We start from the raw sequence: 17131 nt of genomic DNA on the forward strand, positions 1-17131 counted from the left end.
AACAACAATTCTATTTTTACTAGTGCGTATAAGCACCTGAATTATCTTGATCAACCTGCTGATGAAGTGCAGAATTCAACCCACTAGCAATAACATTCGCCATATCATCAATGAACATATCAACTTCCTTCGGCGTGACCATTAAATTATGCCCAAGCGGTGATAAAACTTCATGTATAAGCTTCCTTTTTTCGTCTTCTTCAAGACCTCCGACTATTCCTAAAAATTGTTGACGGTGCTCATCACTTGGTAAATCTTCATCTGTTAGTACTCGACGTTCTCCAAAGTTCATTCCTGCTGGTGTTAACGACCTAGACGGTTTATTTCCTTCATTTAACTCTCTACCAAAATGCTTTAAAATATAGTCAATCGTATCACTTGTAATTGAAACAGCATCAACTACTGTTGGAATACCGATCGCAATAACAGGAATACCAAATGTTTCTTTACTTAGTGCTTTTCGTTTATTTCCAACTCCAGAACCAGGGTGGATGCCTGTATCTGAAATTTGAATCGTTGTATTTACTCGTTCAATTGATCTAGCCGCTAAGGCATCAATCGCAATGACAAAATCAGGTTTTGATTGCTCAATGACTCCTGAGATAATATCACTCGTTTCAATACCCGTTAATCCCATCACACCGGGTGCTAATGCACTTACAGGACGGAAGCCTTCTTCTACATTTTCCGGCTGTAATTTGAATAAATGTCTTGTGATTAATAGATTTTCAACTGCTAATGGACCAAGTGCATCAGGTGTGACATTCCAATTTCCTAATCCAACAACTAAACAGCTAGCATCCTTTGGGATATTAATATCTGTTAGAAATTGACTAAATAAATTTGCAAAAACATCTATAACTTTTTCTTGTAGTTCAGTATCCTTCTGTCTAATTCCCTGTACTTCCAAAGTTAAATATTTACCAGCCTTTTTCCCAACAATTTTTGACCCTTCCTCATCTATATCCAATGAAGAAATACTAACTCCTTCTTCGTCCCATTCCTTTATAACAACACCAGATATATCTGATGAATTTTCTACTTCGTTTTGCTCAAGATACATCGCCCTTGCTTCTACAGCTAAATCTGTTCGAACAGAATAATTACTTAAATCTAATGATTTACCCATAACTTTACCTCCCAAATTCATTCCTACTGCTTATCTTTTCCATTATTTTGGTGAAACATTCTTTTGTAATCGAGATCGTTTCATCGAAAGATAAAAAATTACATGCTTTCAATGTATTTTCCTTTACATTAGTATTGCAATATGAGTAGCTGTTTGATAGAATATCTTTTGTTCATGTAAAGGAAATGATCGAGCTAAATAGATCTCGATGAACTTCTTAGGAGGTGAAAGATATGCCAAATATTAAATCTGCAATCAAGCGTGTTAAAACTAGCAATGAGCGTAATGCACATAACTCTGCTATTAAATCTACAATGCGTACTGCAATTAAAAAAGTAGATGCTTTAGTTTTAAATAACGATGCTGATAACGCAAAAGCTGCACTTGTTGAAGCTAACAAGCAAATCGATAAAGCTGCACAAAGTGGTTTAGTTCATAAAAACACTGCTGCTCGCTACAAATCTCGTTTAGCGAAAGCTGTTAACGGATTAACTGCATAATAAGAAGAACGGTTGTCAATTTGCTTCAAGCAAATCTAGACAACCCTTTCTTATACGAAAAAACGATCCCACAAAGGATCGTTTTTTGTTTAATCATTTTTAAATAATTTTAACAAAAACAACTCTAGTAAAAGTTGTTTATCTTTTTTCCCTGTTTTCATTTCATAATCAGCCTCTGCAAGCTCCATTAAAATATGTGCCAATTCCTCTGTCTGAAATAGTCGAGCCTGTTGTAATGCAAGTTTTACTCTAAATGGATGAACTTTAACTGTCGAAGCGATCTGCTGTTGACCATAACCAACAGTTGACAGCTCTTTCACTTGAAGAATTAAGCGAAATTGTGTAACAAGTAAAGAAAGAATTTTAATAGGTTCTTCATTATTTTTTAATAAATCATAAAATATTTGTAAGGCCTCTTTGCTTCTTCGGTAAATAACATGCTCAATTAAATCAAAAATGTTTTGCTCTAAGGTGCGTGCCACTAATAAATTTACTGTTCCAACTGAAATGAGTCCACCTTCACCAACATAAGTGCTAAGCTTCTGTAGCTCTTGATGAATAGCCATTAGATCACCAGCAGTTAACACAAGCAATTGTTCCACTGCATCTTTGTCTAACTCTACTCTTTGTTCTTGTGCCACGTTCAGCATCCACTTTATTGCTTCATCATCAGACAGTGATTTCATTTCGATTACAGCAGATTGCTTTTTCAGCAATTTTGTAATTTTTTTTCGCTCATCTAATTTTTCATATGGTGCAACAAACACAACGATCGTATAAGGAGCAGGAGAGTTTATGTATTGTTCAAGCTTTTCAACACGGTGTTCAAGCTTTTCTTTTTTCTTTTCACTTGTTAAAAAGACTGGATTTTTTATAATTACAACCCGCTTTTCTCCCATAAATGGTAACGTTTCAGCATCCTCAATTGCCGTTTCCACTGGTGTTTCTTCCATATCATATACAGATAAATTAAAATCCTTCTCCTCCTCCAAAAGAGAAGCTTGTACGATATGACGGAGTGTTTCCTGCATCAAAAATGACTCTTCTCCAACTAATAGATAAACTGGTTGTATATTTTTTTTCTGAATATCTTTCCATACATTAAAAATCATGTTCATTCTCCAATCGTTCATTTCACTTTATTTATCGTAAAGTGAAAAAACAGCTTTGGCAAGTAATAAAGAAAAACCGAATTCAAAATCAAAGTTATCTTTTATTTATAAAAAATGAATAAGGGAACTAAAAACACTTTAGTTCCCTTTTAAATATGAACGCTTCGATTCAGGGCCTAGGTACCTAAATTCGAAACGATGCTCCAATGTAAGTGTTATTTATTGTGACCAATATAAAATGAACTATTATTGATTGTTTATAACATTAATGGAAATTGCCGCCTTTCGTAAACTGCTCAGCATATCAGGGCTAATTAATAGGAAGATGATGTAGATTTTTTTATAGTAATCGCTTATACTAAAATTGATATAGGAGGGGTAACAGTGAACGAATTTGAAAAGAACGTCCAAAGTAAACGTAATGATGCTATTGATTCAGGTGTGGGATTCGTTGTTTCATTTGGATTTTTCGCGACAATTTTCATCATTGCGACTGTTGTTAAATTAATCTCTGCTTAAGCGATGACACACGATTACATAGAGACTGCTGCTGCAGTCTCTTTTTCGTTTATCACTTTACTTCATCGTATGGCGGATAAGTAAAAAACGTTCCTGCATTTCCATTAAATTCATATAAAATTCCACCTTGAAGATCTGTTCTAAAAATAGAGATTTTTCTACTCATCAATTTCTCCATTACTTCATCATGCGGGTGTTGATATCGGTTTTGATAGCCAGCCGAAATGATCGCAATTGAAGGGTTTAAATGATCTAACAGCTGATCAGAGGTTGAACCTCTGCTTCCATGATGACCAACTTTTAAAACATCTGCTTTTAAATTCGGATATGTCGATATTATTCTCTCTTCACTTTTCATTTCAGCATCCCCTGTAAATAACCATTTTAAGCCACCTATTTCCGCTAATAATACCATGGAATCATCATTTTTACTTTCAGTTAATGCAGAGGGTGACAAAATGTGAAACATAAAATCCTTATATAGTAATTGATCTCCAGCTTCAACAACTCTAATATTCATTTTCTTCCTTTTCGCCTTTTCAACAATCTCACTTTCAAGCTCTCCTCTTATAAATCCTTTAGGTATAACGAGTTCCTCCACATTAACTTCATTTATGAAAATCAAGGCTTCTCCAATATGATCCAAGTCGCCATGCGATAAAAATAATCCATTAAGTTTTGTTACCCCTATTGACTTTAAGTAGGGGATTGTTGTATCTTCAGCAATTGAATAAACATTCTTCCTTAACTCCCAGTCTTCAGAAGGAAAAGTAATTTTACCACCCGTATCAATCAAAAAGTTCCCTTTATTGAATGGAAGTTGAATAAAAATCGAGTCACCTTGTCCAACATTGATCACCATAACTCTTCCATGAGGATTTATATATGATAGATGTAAATGTATGAAAAAAAGAAGGAGCAATCCACAAAATGGTTTATACAAAGACTTAAATGTAGGATTCTTTTCAAAACGAAGGAATAAAACAAGTGTAGCAATACAATAGAAGATAATAAAAAGTAGTGAAGGTTTTCCAGTTGTGAGTGTGGTAAAAGATATATCAGCAGCATTTAAGACAAGATGATGAGAATAACCTAAAATAATGTGTAATAATGAAACCAATGGCATTCCAAGTGTTGATGAAAATGAAATCACAACAGTTGCTAAAATCGATAAAGGTAAGATACATATTGAATAAAAAGGGACAAAGACCATATTCAAAGGTAAACTAATGAGTGATACCTCAAAAAAATGAAACAACATTAGGGGCATTGCACAAAGTTGAGCAACAGTTGATACAATAAACAGCCTTACAAAAGCATTAGAAAACAATGTGATTAATTTTGATGAAAGTAATAATCCAAGGCTTACAATATATGATAATTGAAAACCAACTTGAAACAAATAGTATGGATTAAGCAAAAGTAAAACTAAACATGTAAAACTGATCACATCTGTTGCAGTAAATTTTTTATGAACAAGACTCGTAATGAAATAAAGTATAACCATAAAGGATGCTCGTATAACGGATGGTGAGCCACCAGTTAAAATCATATATATCGGAAGCAATATAATCAAAATTTTCTTTGAATTTTCATGTGTTACACCAAAATAAATGAAAAGGAAATATACTCCTCCAACTAATAAACCAACATGCAAGCCTGATATTGCCAACAAATGGACAATACCTAATTTCTGGTAAGCCACTTCTACTTTTTCATCAAGTAAACGCCTTTCGCCAAAAATGAGGGCTTGCACGATTCCTTCAGACGAACTCGGAAATTTTTCCTCAATTAGATTTAGTCCTTTTTCTCGATACTTTTGAAGAAGAGACATCACGTTTAAATCGCTTGCGTGACATCTTTGAATATCTGTTATCCGAAACTCCCAATGGATATGGTTGTCATGAAGATATTGTTTATAGTCAAATGCGTTAGGCATTGTTGGGGATTTGGGTACTACTAATTCACCTTTTAAAACACAAATATCACCAGATTGTAATTCCTGTAATGAGTTTTTTTCTTCAAATGACTTGATTGAATAGGAAAAAGTAACTTTCTCCTCTAATTCAGTTTGAATTATTCCTTTCATATAATTTCCATCTATTTCTGGGGTAGAGTATACCGTGCCCGTAGTTTGATAATCTCCTTCATTCAGCTTAGTTTGATTTTGAAATTCTGTGTAAAAATAGGTGGAGAGATAGACGAAAATAACAATCAAACCAAGAAAACTGAGAAAGGATTTAAACTTTAATTGGAGATAAATAAGAAAGGCTATTGTAAAGAAGATAGATAACGGGTGGAAATGAAACCGTCCCATTGTTATGGCTAAACAAGCAGCTATTGCGAGGAAAAGAAAATGGCCTTTAATTAAGCTTCACCACCTTATCATGATGAATTTGTAGTCTTTTCATATAAGATTTAATAGAAAGCAATCGCGACTAAACAATTGCTTTCATTAACTATGTTGTTACGAAAATAAAGATTTAGCTTCCTCTTTTAATCGGTGTAGCTCTTCGCTCTTCTGTGTTTTCTCCAGCTTGTCCAGTAGCTCAAACACAAATGCTTCTTTTTCCTTATTTTTGTTCTCAATAGATGTGTTTTCTAGATTAACATGCTCTACTTTAACATTTGCTTGTTGAAATAACTCAACTGCATAAGGATGGTTTTTGTAATCAACCGCATAGTATACAGTTTTAATACCAGCCTGAATAAGTGCTTTACAACATTGAAGACAAGGAAAATGAGTCACATATATCTCAGCACCATCTGTTGGTACTCCAAACTTCGCACATTGCAGCAATGCATTCATTTCAGCATGTACAGTTCTAACACAATGATTATCAATAACATAACAGCCCTCGTCTGAACAATGCACACCACCTGCTATAGAGCCATTATAACCACCCGCTATTATTCTTTTATCTCTAACGATTGTAGCTCCAACAGCTAGCCTCGTACATGTACTCCTCATAGCTAGCAAATGACTTTGTGACATAAAATATTGATTCCAGGATATTCGACTCATGCTGCTACTTCCCCCACTCGACATTTTTCTTAAACCTAGTTTATCGGGAAATGCAAATATTCGCAATTCAAACTTTTGTAAAGTTTAATTAACGGTAACTTCTTCTTTTAATTTTTCTAATGACTTTTCTCCAATACCTGATACTTCTAATAACCCCTCAATCGTTTTAAATTTACCGTTTTCTTCTCTATAAGAAATAATAGCTTCAGCCTTTGAAGGTCCAATTCCTGATAGTGTTTGAAGCTCCTCACTTGTTGCTATGTTAATATTGATTTTCTTAGAACTTTCCTTATTTTCATTAGTAATTTGAAATGGATTTTCTTTATTTTCACCGATTAGTGGAATATAAACCACCATTCCATCTTCTAATGAAGAGGCAAGGTTTACGGCCGCTTCATCAGCGTGATCACTCAATCCTCCAGCTTTTTCAATAATTTCATGTACTCTTGCATTTGCTGAAATTTCATAAACTCCAGGTTGTTGAACGGCCCCTTTTACATCAATGACGATGGTAGCTGCTTCTGAATTTTCACTTATTTTCTCCTCAACCTTGCTTGTTTCATAACTTTCACTTGTTTCAATATAAGCACCTTCAACATTTGCTGTCACAAGTTCAGATGAGGCTTGGATATTAAAAAAAGAATAATAAAGGATGGTTATAACTAATAAACTAACCAATAAGATAATCCATTTTTTGTATTTTCGGATGATACTCATCAATAAAACTCCTTTTAAAAATTAATCATAAAACATCAATTCAAAACATATCGTGTATGAGAGAATTGCATTCTAAGGAGGGGATATACTTTGAATGTAGGTTTTGTTGGAACAGGAAATATGGGGAGAATTTTAATTGAATCATTTATTGAGTCGGGTGCAATTAAACCCTCATTCATTTATATGATGAACCGAACGATGACTAAAGCTGAAGTGATAAAGAATTTATATCCACAAACAAATGTAGTTGAAACAGCTGAAGAAGTAGTGAAACATTCTGATTTAATTTTTATTTGTGTCAAGCCATTAGATATTCACCCCCTTTTAAAGAGTCTTGACCATCTTTTAACACCTAATAAATGCATAATATCAATAACTAGTCCTATTAATGTTGATCAACTAGAATCACTTGTTGAATGTCAGGTTGCAAGAGCGATTCCAAGTATAACGAACCGCGCATTCTCCGGAGTCTCGCTAATTACTTACGGAAATTCATGTCATAAGGAAACAAAAACAACGATTGAAGAATTATTTGAACAAATTTCCAATCCTGTTCAAATTGAAGATGATATTACTAGAGTCTCATCTGATATCGTTAGCTGTGGGCCAGCTTTTTTCAGCTATTTACTTCAACGATTTGTAGATGGTGCGGTTGCGGAAACAAATATAACCAAGGAGCAGGCAGTTCTTTTAGCAAGTGAAATGATCGTTGGTATGGGCAAGTTGTTGGAAACAGAAATATATACTCTTCCTACTCTACAGGATAAAGTCTGTGTAAAAGGTGGAGTAACCGGAAAAGGAATCAAAGTGTTGGAAGATGAAGTGGGAGAAATGTTTGAAAAGGTATTTCAAGCAACACACGAGAAGTATTATGAAGATATAGAAGAAGTGTCTGTTCAGTTTAACAAAATTCCAAATAAGTAATTCTCTATCATAAAGCTAAAATCCTTCTATGTTTATAAAAATTTTTTTAGGTGAACTCTTATTATGAGTTCACCTTTGTTTTTTGACAAATAAAGAAAATTCTTTCTGCTTGAGAATGGGGCTGCCTTTCGAACTCAAAATCACTACAAATATTTAACACTTGAAAAGAAGATGCTTTTAACCAAGAAATATATTCCTCAATTGAATATGTTCGTTGGTAGTGTATCTCATCATATCTTTCATAGAGTTGATTATGTCTAACAAAAAACGTCATATCGTGTTCTATACTGTTTTCTTCATCCCCTAAAAAAGAATTCCAAATAAAGCTAACTTCCTCATCTTGATCAGCAAAAGTATTGTTTGCAAATACATGATGAATTTTATGTATAGAATGGACATCAAAAATAAATAAACCATCCTCTTTAAGTTGTTCAAAAACAGAGTGAAAGGTAGCCATGACATCTTCTTTTGTTTCTAAATAATTTAAGGAATCACAACAAATTGTCACAACATCAAAAAGTTCAGAAAAACCATCTAGCTCGCGCATATCTTGCTGAAGGAATAGTAAATTAACTTTGTTCTTCTCAGCTTTAGATTGTGCTACGGTCAGCATATCTTCACTAAGATCAACACCTGTTACCTCTAAATTATTCTTTGCTAAAGATACCGCTATTTCACCTGTTCCACAGGCTACATCTAAAAGTTTACTTGCTCCCTTATGATACTTTGATATAGAGTCCTGAATAAAACCAACCCACCTATCATAGGGAGCATCTTTCATTAGATGATCATAAATATAGGCAAAGCCTTTATAAATCATTGTTCTAGCTCACTTACGAGATCCTCTGTTGGAGCATCTCCCCATAAACGCTCTAAATTATAATAGCCTCTTTCATCTTTATGAAAAACATGGGCAACGACGTCACCTAAGTCAATTAAGACCCATCGAGCTTCATCGAAGCCTTCAAGTCGTTTTACATTCAAACCCTTCTCTTCAGCCTGTTCTTTTATTTCTCTTGCGATAGCTTGTACCTGTTTATCAGAGTTTCCGTGGCAAATAAAGAAATAATCGGCTATAAGGGAAATTCCATTCATGTTAAGTGCAATAATGTCCTCTGCACGCTTACTGTCTGCTGCTTTTGCTACTGTTGTTAAAATATCTCTACCTGTCATTAACTTGATTTTCCTCCTTTTAAAATTAAAGAATTATATGTTTTAATCGTATCTGGGTAAATGGCTTGATTTTTTTTAAGTAAGAATACAATCGTATTTTGTAAAGATTTGATTAATGCTTGATCTAAGCTTGTCTTAGCTAGCTCTCTTACTTCCTCCACACCGGGAAATTGTCTGCCTGGCTCTATATAGTCTGCCACATAAATGATTTTTTCAAGCAATGTCATATCAGGACGGCCTGATGTGTGGTATTTAATTGCTCTTAAAACCTCTTTATCCTTAATCCCTACTTCTTTTTTCACAAGATAGGCACCAACAGGAGCATGCCAAAGCTCACTATTATGTTCTAACAATTTTTGGGGCATTTCTTGTTCTTCAATAATTCTTTTCATTTCTTTTTTTGGTCTGAACTTAGCATAATCGTGAAAAATAGCTGCTGTTTCTGCCTTTTTGACATCTCCCCCATACAATTCAGCCAAGGAAATAGCTGTCTCCATGACACCCAGTGTATGAACATAGCGGTGCTCTGTTAATTGCTCAGCAACAATTTTTAAGGCTTTTTCACGTTCCATATAAATGATTCTCCTCTATATATCTTTTCACATTCTCCGGCAGAAGATAATCAGTATTTCCGTGTATTCTTAAACGTTTTCTTATCATAGTTGAAGAAACCTCAAATTGAGGAATTTCCACCTCAGTTACCGGATATATAGAGCTTGTCTTAAATCCAGCTCTTTTCACACCAACAAAAGTAACCAATTTAATAATCTCATCTATTTGGTGCCATTTTGGTAAATACTCAATCATATCTGCACCTATAATAAAATAAAAATCATATTCAGGAAATTCTTCAAGTAGTAACCTTAATGTATCATATGTATAAGATGGACCATCTCGTTCTAATTCAATTGTATTGACTTCAAATTGTTGATTATCTTTAATAGCAAGTTTAAGCATATTAAACCGATGTTGACTTTCAGTAAAATGCTCAGTTTGTTTATGAGGAGGAATTTGGTTAGGAATAAACCATATTTCCGATAATTGCAAAGCTTGTAATACTTCACTTGCAATTAATAGGTGGCCAAAATGCGGTGGATCAAATGTTCCACCTAGTATTCCTATTTTCTTTTTCATTCCCCATCCCCCCATTGATTAATTTGGTAAACGGATTTGTTTATTCTCTTTAGATTCTTTATACAAAACAATCGTATTACCGATGATTTGTACAAGTTCAGCTCCTGTACCTTCTACAATCTGCTCAGCAACTGTGTTTTTATCTTCTTCACAGTTTTGAAGAACAGATACTTTAAATAACTCACGTGCTTCTAGTGCATCTGTTAATTGTTTAATCATATTATCATTTACGCCACCTTTACCCACTTGAAAAATCGGGTTTAAATGATGGGCTTCTGAACGTAAAAATCTTTTTTGCTTACCTGTTAGCATGATGTACCTCCTAGTTTGTTATGAACAATTGCTGACATTTTTTCAATTGATGGAGATTTTCCTGTCCATAGCTCAAACGCAAGGGCTGCTTGATGAATAAACATCCCAACCCCTGTATGGACTGTTAACCCAAGAGATTTCGCCTCTTTTAAAAGAGCAGTCTGAATTGGGTTATAAATAATGTCACTAACTACCGCAGAATTTTTGGCATTATTTAATGAGATTGGTTTTTGATCCACATTTGGATGTAGCCCTACAGCTGTGGTTTGAATAATAATGTCATACGCTTGTAACGTTTTCTCAGCCTCTTCTAATGATAAAGCTTTGCTTGTATTTAAAAAAGGACATTCTTTTATTAATTCCTCAGCTTTTAGAATCGTTCGATTACATACATCAACATGTTGAGATCCAGAATGTGTAAGTGTGAGGTATATTCCTCGAGCTGCACCACCTGCACCAATAATTAGTACTTTATTTTCTGACAGGGGCTTTTTAATAACTTCTTTCAATGACTGAACATATCCATTACCATCTGTATTATGACCAATCAATTTTCCATTTTCATTAACAACTGTATTAACTGCCCCTGCAATTTTTGCTGTTTCATCAAGTTCATCTAAATAAGGAATAATCGATATTTTATGTGGAATTGTTACATTAACCCCCCTAATATCAAGGGTTTTCAAGGCTTGAACAGCTTCTTCTAGACGGTCTGGCTCAACATGAAACGCATGATAATGACCATCTAAGTTATTTTCTTGAAACGCGTCATTATGAATAGCTGGTGACATTGAATGTTCAACCGGGCATCCAATTAAACCGTATAGCTTCCCCATATCTATTATCTCTCCCCGATTAAATTAATGATTTTCTTAACGTAACATTAACTCCCTTTGGGGCATAAGCAACGATTTTTTTACCAGGGTTATTAACAGTCACCCACCCCAAGCCTGAAAAGACTACATCTGTTTTCCCCTCACTAATTGAAAATTCATGAGGAATTAGTTTTGGAAATGCTTCAACCTCTTCTTTTCTTGGTGGTGTTAATAATTCCCCTGCGTGCTTTTCATACAAAGAATCTGCATTTTCTAGCTTTGTTCGATGAATTGTTAATTCATTTGGAATATAGCAAACCAACGCTTCTCTTCCACCTGATACATAATCTAGGCGAGCCAACCCACCAAAATACAATGTTTGACTTTCATTTAATTGAAACACTTTAGGCTTGATTTCCTTTTTAGGACTTAATAGCTTTAAGTCGCGTTTATCAACATAATGAGCCATTTGGTGGTGATTAATGATTCCTGGAGTATCGTATAAAGACGCCCCGTTGTCCAGTGGAATTTCAATTAAATCTAGTGTTGTACCTGGATAATGTGACGTGGTGATGACATCGTTTACCCCTGCTACCTCTTTAATCATTCTATTAATAAAGGTAGACTTTCCAACATTTGTACATCCTACAACATAGACATCTTGTCCATCACGGTATTCATCAATTAATTCAGCAACCTCTCTTATACCGTGGCCTTTTGCAGAGCTTACTAAACAAACATCAATTGGTTTTAAGCCTAATTCCTTCGCTTCTCTTTTCATCCAATTGATCAGCTTTTGTTTTTTGACTGATTTCGGCAATATATCACTTTTGTTTCCTACTAATAATATTGGATTACCTTTTACAAATCGCTGAATCCCTTGCAACCAACTTCCGCTAAAATCAAAGATATCAACAATTTTTACAATTAATCCATTCGTTTCACCTATTCCGTGTAAAATCTTTAAAAAATCATCATCTGTTAGTGAAACATCTTGTATTTCATTATAATTTTTTAAGCGAAAACATCTTTGGCAAATGATTTCATCTTTTTCTATAGCACTTGGTGGAGCATAACCCAATATTTTAGGATCTTCGGTTTGTATGGCTACTCCACAACCTATACATGAAAATTGTTGCTCTGACACGTTTTTATTCCTCCCATTGAATCATACCTTTTCGTTTCAAGTTATCCATGATTCTCCGTTCTATCATTCGGTTAATTCTAGTAAAAAAACCATCTGTTGAAGCAACTGGAACAACTAAAATCGTTTTAAAACCATTTCGATTTCCACCTAAAACATCTGTTAAAAGCTGATCACCAATAACAACGACTTCATCTTTTTTTAAGTTCATATCTTTTACAGCTTTTACAAATGCCCTGCCCATTGGTTTTCTAGCCTTATATATGAAAGGGATTGAATGAGGATCCGAGAATGCCTTTACACGTTGTTCGTTATTATTGGAAACAATTGTAATCTTCATTCCTTGATCTTTTACCTCTTTAAACCACTCAAGCAACTGTGGAGTTGCATTCGGGCGATCCCATTCGACAAGTGTATTATCTAAGTCTGTAATAATTCCTTTAATTCCACTCTCTTTTAATTTCTTGGGTGAAATATGAAAAATACTTTTTACATATTCACCAGGTAAAAATAACTGTAGCATGAGTTTTGACACCTCATTATTCATTTTTTTGCCATCTTACATCATAACGAATTTAAAGCATACTTTCAAAACAAAATTAAATTATATGTGTAAAAGGTAGAAAAAATTTCAAAAACTTTTCGACAAATTCCGACCCTCTTCAACAGGTGTGGATAATATTATACACATTATCCCCCTTGAAATACCTCGATTTATCCACCTTATAAACAACATACCCACAATTTATCCACTATTAAATGTGGATAACAGAACGGTTGTTCTCACAAATTATTCATGTTAGATTTAAATCAATAACAAAATATAACATTTTAACAATGACCTAATTAAGAAAGATCGGTCACTACTTTACCTTAAAAAGACCTGAAAATGTTAGGAGGTGTAGAGCCAAACTTAATTGGCCACCCAACATGCGCAAACTTTCTGACGAGCTATTAATTGAATCGTATTTTAAAGCAACTGAAATGAAACTACATGATGATTTTATAGAACTAATTATAATGGAAATTAAGCGCCGTTCTTTGGGACATGTATTAAAAGCTTCTTCATAAGCTTCTACATGCCGCTTAGACGGCTCTTTTTTTATCTATACTCTTAATATGTTATCCAATCGAATTTCACACTACACGCATATCTAATATGTATCTTCTAATTTGTGAATGTTATTATACCATTAGTTCACATGTACCACTATATTTATTTATCAATGGTACATGAAATAACCCCCTATCGTTCTGGGGGTTCATAACTTCACTTATAATAGTTGTAATAATAGTAGCCTCCGCCAATAACCAAAAGTAAGATTAACAGCACGACGATAAACGCATACCAGTACCCATAACCAGTCCCCCCTGCTGCTGCATCGTATTGTCAAAACTTCTATAAGAAATAGGTTATAAAATATCTCCATAGAGGGCTTTATAGGCAAAAAAATTGCCACCCCCTAAATTCTTTGGATAATTGAGGTTACCACACACCCAACAACCAAGAATGGAAGTGACAATTTGTACCCTCAAATTATAACCTATTTATTAACTTTTATAAACTATCAAGAACAACTCATTCGAACATTGCTTACTTTATTGATTGGTAAAAGCATGTTCGATAAACCTACTGAACAGCCCGTAAATAAACCTTATCGAAAACTTCAAGTGGATGACCTTCCGGTCATTGAAGTTCTAGAACAGCTTGATTATCGAGTTCTTCTTAGTGAATATCTAGAGAAGAACGGGAAAGCTCTCAAACCTGTTCAAAGGCGTAAGAATGCAAAAGTTTCCGTACCTAAAGCCATGAACTGTCCAAAGTGTGGTGCTCCATCGGATTATCTTTATGCCAACAATGGAGATAAAGGTCAGTATCAATGCAAGGTGTGTACAGAACTTTTCAGTGAAAAGAACCGTTACTCTAAGGAGGCCATCCTGAAGTGTCCTCATTGTTCCAAGACTCTCGAGAAAATAAAAGAAAGAAAAGATTTTCACGTGTTTAAGTGCAAGAACAATGACTGTTCTTATTATCAAAAGAAGCTCAATGGGATGACTTCAAAAGAAAAGAAAAGGTTCAAAAAGGACCCTCAAGCATTTAAATTGAGATACATTTTCCGTCAGTTTTATATCGATTTCCAGCCGTTATCTAAGGAATCACCAGAACTGCCGGCCGTGGACTTATCAAAGATTTATGCATCCCCACATACATTAGGATTGATCCTAACCTATCATGTAAACTATGGCCTTTCGGCCCGTAAAACAGCTGCGATTATGCAGGACGTACACGGAGTGATGATTTCACATCAGACTGTATTGAACTACGAAAATAGCGTAGCTTTATTACTTAAACCTTATGTGGATCACTATCCCTATGAACTTTCAGACCAATTCTGCGGTGATGAAACGTATATCAGAGTAAACGGTCGATGGCATTATTTATTTTTCTTTTTTGACGCCGTGAAAAAGATTATTCTTTCGTATCCGGTGTCGCCTAATCGAGACACAGCAACAGCCATTCGAGCAATTGATGAGGTCTTAATCAAGATGAAAGAGATTCCAGAAAATCTGACCTTTGTGGTAGACGGGAATCCAATCTATCTTTTAGCCCAACATTTCTTCGCTCAACATGAGATTTTATTCGATGTGAAGCAGGTCATTGGATTAACCAATGAGGACCCTGTTTCAACCGAATATAGACCAATGAAACAAATAATTGAGAGACTTAACCGCACCTTTAAGGGCAATTATCGCTCCACTCATGGATTCGGCTCTGAACATGGTTCCATTTCATACGTCACCTTATTTACGGCCTACTTTAACTTTTTGCGTCCGCATGCCGCCTTAGAAGGAAAAGTGCCCGTAGTGAATCCAGAACTCAAGGGGCTTCCAACAATGCCAGCACGTTGGACAAAGCTCATTGGATTAGCACAACAATGGATAGTAGAACAAAGACAAGCCTAACTTTTTGTTTAGCTGAGCCCTTAAGCTAATTCAGCAATCGGCGGAGCGAACTCTTGACAAACCGAACTTGCCAATGGTTTAAAATGGAAACAACCAAGGGCTTATTTGGTATGCCTTCTTTTGTTCCCTTCGCCCTTGTTAAACAATCCACAAACCATTGGCGTGTTTGTCAAGAGAGATTGCGGCGCATCTCCATCCAGTAAATAGGAGAGAAGCTAACCCTTTAGGTAGTTTTCATAAATCTTTTGACACTACCTGCTGCATAATATGGGTATGGTGCCGGTCCATATGGTGAATATCCGTACATCCCTATTTCCTCCTTTTATGTGGTTGACTACTTTATAAGTATGAACATTTCCCCCATATCGATTAGGCTGATATCCATAAATCGTTCCAAAAATATTCTCTTGAAACTTATTATTGGCTTTTTTATGTGTACAGACACGAACAAGCCTCTACTTACATACACATGACTTATAGGCACTTGCCTACATAAAGTATTACTGGAGGTGGAGGTATGACAGGGCTCATAACAGCACTTGGCTTTTTTGTTAAAGAATTAGTGTTCTTAGTATCTTATGTGAAAAATAATGCCTTTCCACAGCCTTTGTCTGCATCAGACGAAAAGAAATATTTAGAAAAAATGTCTGAGGGAGATGAATACGCAAGAAACCTTTTAATTGAACACAACTTGCGTCTTGTTGCCCATATTGTAAAAAAATTCGAAAACACCGGCGAAGACTCGGAAGATTTAATTTCAATTGGAACAATTGGCTTAATAAAAGCAATAGAAAGCTATTCACAAGGTAAAGGAACAAAATTAGCCACTTATGCGGCTAGATGTATTGAAAATGAAATTTTAATGCATTTACGAGCATTAAAGAAAACTAAAAAAGACGTTTCCTTACACGATCCAATCGGTCAAGATAAAGAAGGTAACGAAATCAGCTTAATTGACGTGTTAAAATCTGAAAATGAAGATGTAATTGAAACGATACAATTAAATATGGAGCTCGAAAAGGTTAAGGAATATATTGATATTCTAGACGGAAGAGAACGAGAAGTTATTGTTGGCAGGTTTGGTCTCGACCTAAAAAAAGAAAAAACTCAACGTGAGATTGCAAAAGAATTAGGTATATCAAGGAGCTATGTATCTAGAATTGAAAAGCGTGCATTAATGAAGATGTTCCACGAATTTTACCGAGCTGAAAAAGAGAAGAGAAATCGATTAAAAGAAAAATAAGAGCTAAAAAAAGAGAAGGGAGTTTAACTCCCTTCTCTTTTTGAATTTTTATTTCTGCTTAGCTAGGCAGTGTCCTTCTCAACAGTTAAATGTAGTAATAATTCAATTTTCATCATTTTCATCGCCTCCAAATTTTTAGTATGTCGTACTCATTACATTTCACGATAAATTCCAAATTGTTTTTCTTTCATTTCATCCATTCTTTTTTGGATCTCTTGATTTCTTTCAACATCATTTTTAGAATTTTTTCTTTTTGAAACTGAAAGTGTCAATGTAATAAAAAATAAGTTAATCGTCATGTGTATCACCTCCTTTAAAGCATTTAACACCTCTTGATGTCTTTACACAGGTTGCCAAATCTTTAAGAGGATACTCCTTTGTAGGAGTTTTTTATTTTCTTTAACAGTAAAGATAGGAAGT

20 protein-coding genes are annotated in these 17131 nt (G+C 34.7%); 6 read left to right on the plus strand and 14 right to left on the minus strand.

Going from position 1 to position 17131, the window contains the following annotated elements:
* Window positions 1-19: 19 nt before the first annotated feature.
* Complete coding sequence (gene gpr, locus LPC09_RS17805; protein WP_231307907.1) at window positions 20-1129, minus strand: GPR endopeptidase; 1110 nt, start codon at window positions 1127-1129, stop codon at window positions 20-22.
* Between the two features lie 233 nt (window positions 1130-1362).
* Here gpr and rpsT point away from each other — a divergent pair, with 233 nt between their 5' ends.
* Window positions 1363-1629 carry a 30S ribosomal protein S20 gene (gene rpsT / locus LPC09_RS17810; RefSeq protein ID WP_231307908.1) on the plus strand — a complete coding sequence of 89 codons (267 nt, stop codon included), beginning with the start codon at window positions 1363-1365 and terminating at the stop codon, window positions 1627-1629.
* An 89-nt stretch (window positions 1630-1718) separates the two neighbouring features.
* Here the strand turns inward: rpsT and holA are convergent, their stop codons facing one another.
* Entirely contained in the window at window positions 1719-2741 is a 1023-nt protein-coding gene (gene holA, locus LPC09_RS17815; protein WP_231307909.1) for a DNA polymerase III subunit delta, read from the minus strand.
* Between the two features lie 384 nt (window positions 2742-3125).
* On the opposite strand from holA, the gene LPC09_RS17820 reads away from it, so the two are divergent.
* Window positions 3126-3260 carry a YqzM family protein gene (locus LPC09_RS17820; protein WP_121662901.1) on the plus strand — a complete coding sequence of 45 codons (135 nt, stop codon included), beginning with the start codon at window positions 3126-3128 and terminating at the stop codon, window positions 3258-3260.
* A 52-nt stretch (window positions 3261-3312) separates the two neighbouring features.
* On the opposite strand, the gene LPC09_RS17825 is transcribed toward LPC09_RS17820, so the two are convergent.
* From LPC09_RS17825 to LPC09_RS17835, 3 genes are all read right to left on the minus strand, one after another.
* Window positions 3313-5577, minus strand: a complete 2265-nt coding sequence (locus LPC09_RS17825; protein ID WP_231307910.1) for a DNA internalization-related competence protein ComEC/Rec2 — start codon at window positions 5575-5577, stop codon at window positions 3313-3315.
* Between the two features lie 150 nt (window positions 5578-5727).
* Window positions 5728-6285, minus strand: coding sequence for a ComE operon protein 2 (locus tag LPC09_RS17830; RefSeq protein WP_231307911.1), 558 nt, complete (start codon window positions 6283-6285; stop codon window positions 5728-5730).
* A gap of 84 nt (window positions 6286-6369) precedes the next feature.
* The gene (locus LPC09_RS17835; protein ID WP_231307912.1) at window positions 6370-7002 is read right to left on the minus strand and encodes a helix-hairpin-helix domain-containing protein; all 633 of its coding nucleotides are present in this window, start codon (window positions 7000-7002) and stop codon (window positions 6370-6372) included.
* Between the two features lie 90 nt (window positions 7003-7092).
* Here LPC09_RS17835 and comER point away from each other — a divergent pair, with 90 nt between their 5' ends.
* Window positions 7093-7926 (plus strand): late competence protein ComER, encoded by an 834-nt coding sequence (gene comER, locus LPC09_RS17840; protein WP_231307913.1) that lies wholly within the window; start codon window positions 7093-7095, stop codon window positions 7924-7926.
* Window positions 7927-7987: 61 nt separating this feature from the next.
* Here comER and LPC09_RS17845 read toward each other — a convergent pair whose 3' ends face one another.
* From LPC09_RS17845 to LPC09_RS17880, 8 genes are read right to left on the minus strand one after another with little or no spacing between them, the layout of a single operon-like run.
* A complete protein-coding gene (locus LPC09_RS17845; RefSeq protein ID WP_231307914.1) occupies window positions 7988-8746 on the minus strand; it encodes a class I SAM-dependent DNA methyltransferase in 759 nt (252 codons plus the stop codon).
* Window positions 8743-9099, minus strand: a complete 357-nt coding sequence (gene rsfS / locus LPC09_RS17850) for a ribosome silencing factor (RefSeq protein ID WP_231307915.1) — start codon at window positions 9097-9099, stop codon at window positions 8743-8745. The genes LPC09_RS17845 and rsfS overlap by 4 nt, the downstream gene beginning before the upstream one ends.
* Entirely contained in the window at window positions 9099-9671 is a 573-nt protein-coding gene (gene yqeK, locus LPC09_RS17855; protein ID WP_231307916.1) for a bis(5'-nucleosyl)-tetraphosphatase (symmetrical) YqeK, read from the minus strand. Before yqeK ends, rsfS begins: the two co-directional genes overlap by 1 nt.
* Window positions 9661-10233 (minus strand): nicotinate-nucleotide adenylyltransferase, encoded by a 573-nt coding sequence (locus LPC09_RS17860; RefSeq protein ID WP_231307917.1) that lies wholly within the window; start codon window positions 10231-10233, stop codon window positions 9661-9663. Before LPC09_RS17860 ends, yqeK begins: the two co-directional genes overlap by 11 nt.
* Window positions 10234-10251: 18 nt before the next feature.
* A complete protein-coding gene (gene yhbY / locus LPC09_RS17865) occupies window positions 10252-10545 on the minus strand; it encodes a ribosome assembly RNA-binding protein YhbY (protein ID WP_231307918.1) in 294 nt (97 codons plus the stop codon).
* On the minus strand, window positions 10539-11381 hold the full coding sequence (gene aroE / locus LPC09_RS17870; RefSeq protein ID WP_231307919.1) for a shikimate dehydrogenase: 843 nt from the start codon (window positions 11379-11381) through the stop codon (window positions 10539-10541). The genes yhbY and aroE overlap by 7 nt, the downstream gene beginning before the upstream one ends.
* A 19-nt stretch (window positions 11382-11400) precedes the next feature.
* Window positions 11401-12507: a ribosome biogenesis GTPase YqeH gene (gene yqeH, locus LPC09_RS17875; protein WP_231307920.1), complete on the minus strand. Its 1107-nt coding sequence runs from the start codon at window positions 12505-12507 to the stop codon at window positions 11401-11403.
* A gap of 4 nt (window positions 12508-12511) precedes the next feature.
* Complete coding sequence (locus LPC09_RS17880) at window positions 12512-13027, minus strand: YqeG family HAD IIIA-type phosphatase (RefSeq protein ID WP_442919998.1); 516 nt, start codon at window positions 13025-13027, stop codon at window positions 12512-12514.
* Window positions 13028-13434: 407 nt separating this feature from the next.
* Here LPC09_RS17880 and LPC09_RS17885 point away from each other — a divergent pair, with 407 nt between their 5' ends.
* The 3 genes from LPC09_RS17885 (at window position 13435) to sigK (ending at window position 16711) form a co-directional block, all read left to right on the plus strand.
* The gene (locus tag LPC09_RS17885) at window positions 13435-13575 is read left to right on the plus strand and encodes a sporulation histidine kinase inhibitor Sda (RefSeq protein ID WP_098797527.1); all 141 of its coding nucleotides are present in this window, start codon (window positions 13435-13437) and stop codon (window positions 13573-13575) included.
* A gap of 453 nt (window positions 13576-14028) precedes the next feature.
* Complete coding sequence (locus LPC09_RS17890) at window positions 14029-15468, plus strand: DDE-type integrase/transposase/recombinase (protein ID WP_098795475.1); 1440 nt, start codon at window positions 14029-14031, stop codon at window positions 15466-15468.
* A 517-nt stretch (window positions 15469-15985) separates the two neighbouring features.
* Complete coding sequence (sigK, locus tag LPC09_RS17895; protein WP_121662915.1) at window positions 15986-16711, plus strand: RNA polymerase sporulation sigma factor SigK; 726 nt, start codon at window positions 15986-15988, stop codon at window positions 16709-16711.
* A gap of 152 nt (window positions 16712-16863) precedes the next feature.
* Here sigK and LPC09_RS17900 read toward each other — a convergent pair whose 3' ends face one another.
* A complete protein-coding gene (locus LPC09_RS17900) occupies window positions 16864-17010 on the minus strand; it encodes a YrzI family small protein (protein WP_231307922.1) in 147 nt (48 codons plus the stop codon).
* Window positions 17011-17131 lie beyond the last annotated feature (121 nt).

Origin of the sequence: Metabacillus sp. B2-18 (genome assembly GCF_021117275.1) — a bacterium.
GTDB lineage: Bacteria > Bacillota > Bacilli > Bacillales > Bacillaceae > Metabacillus.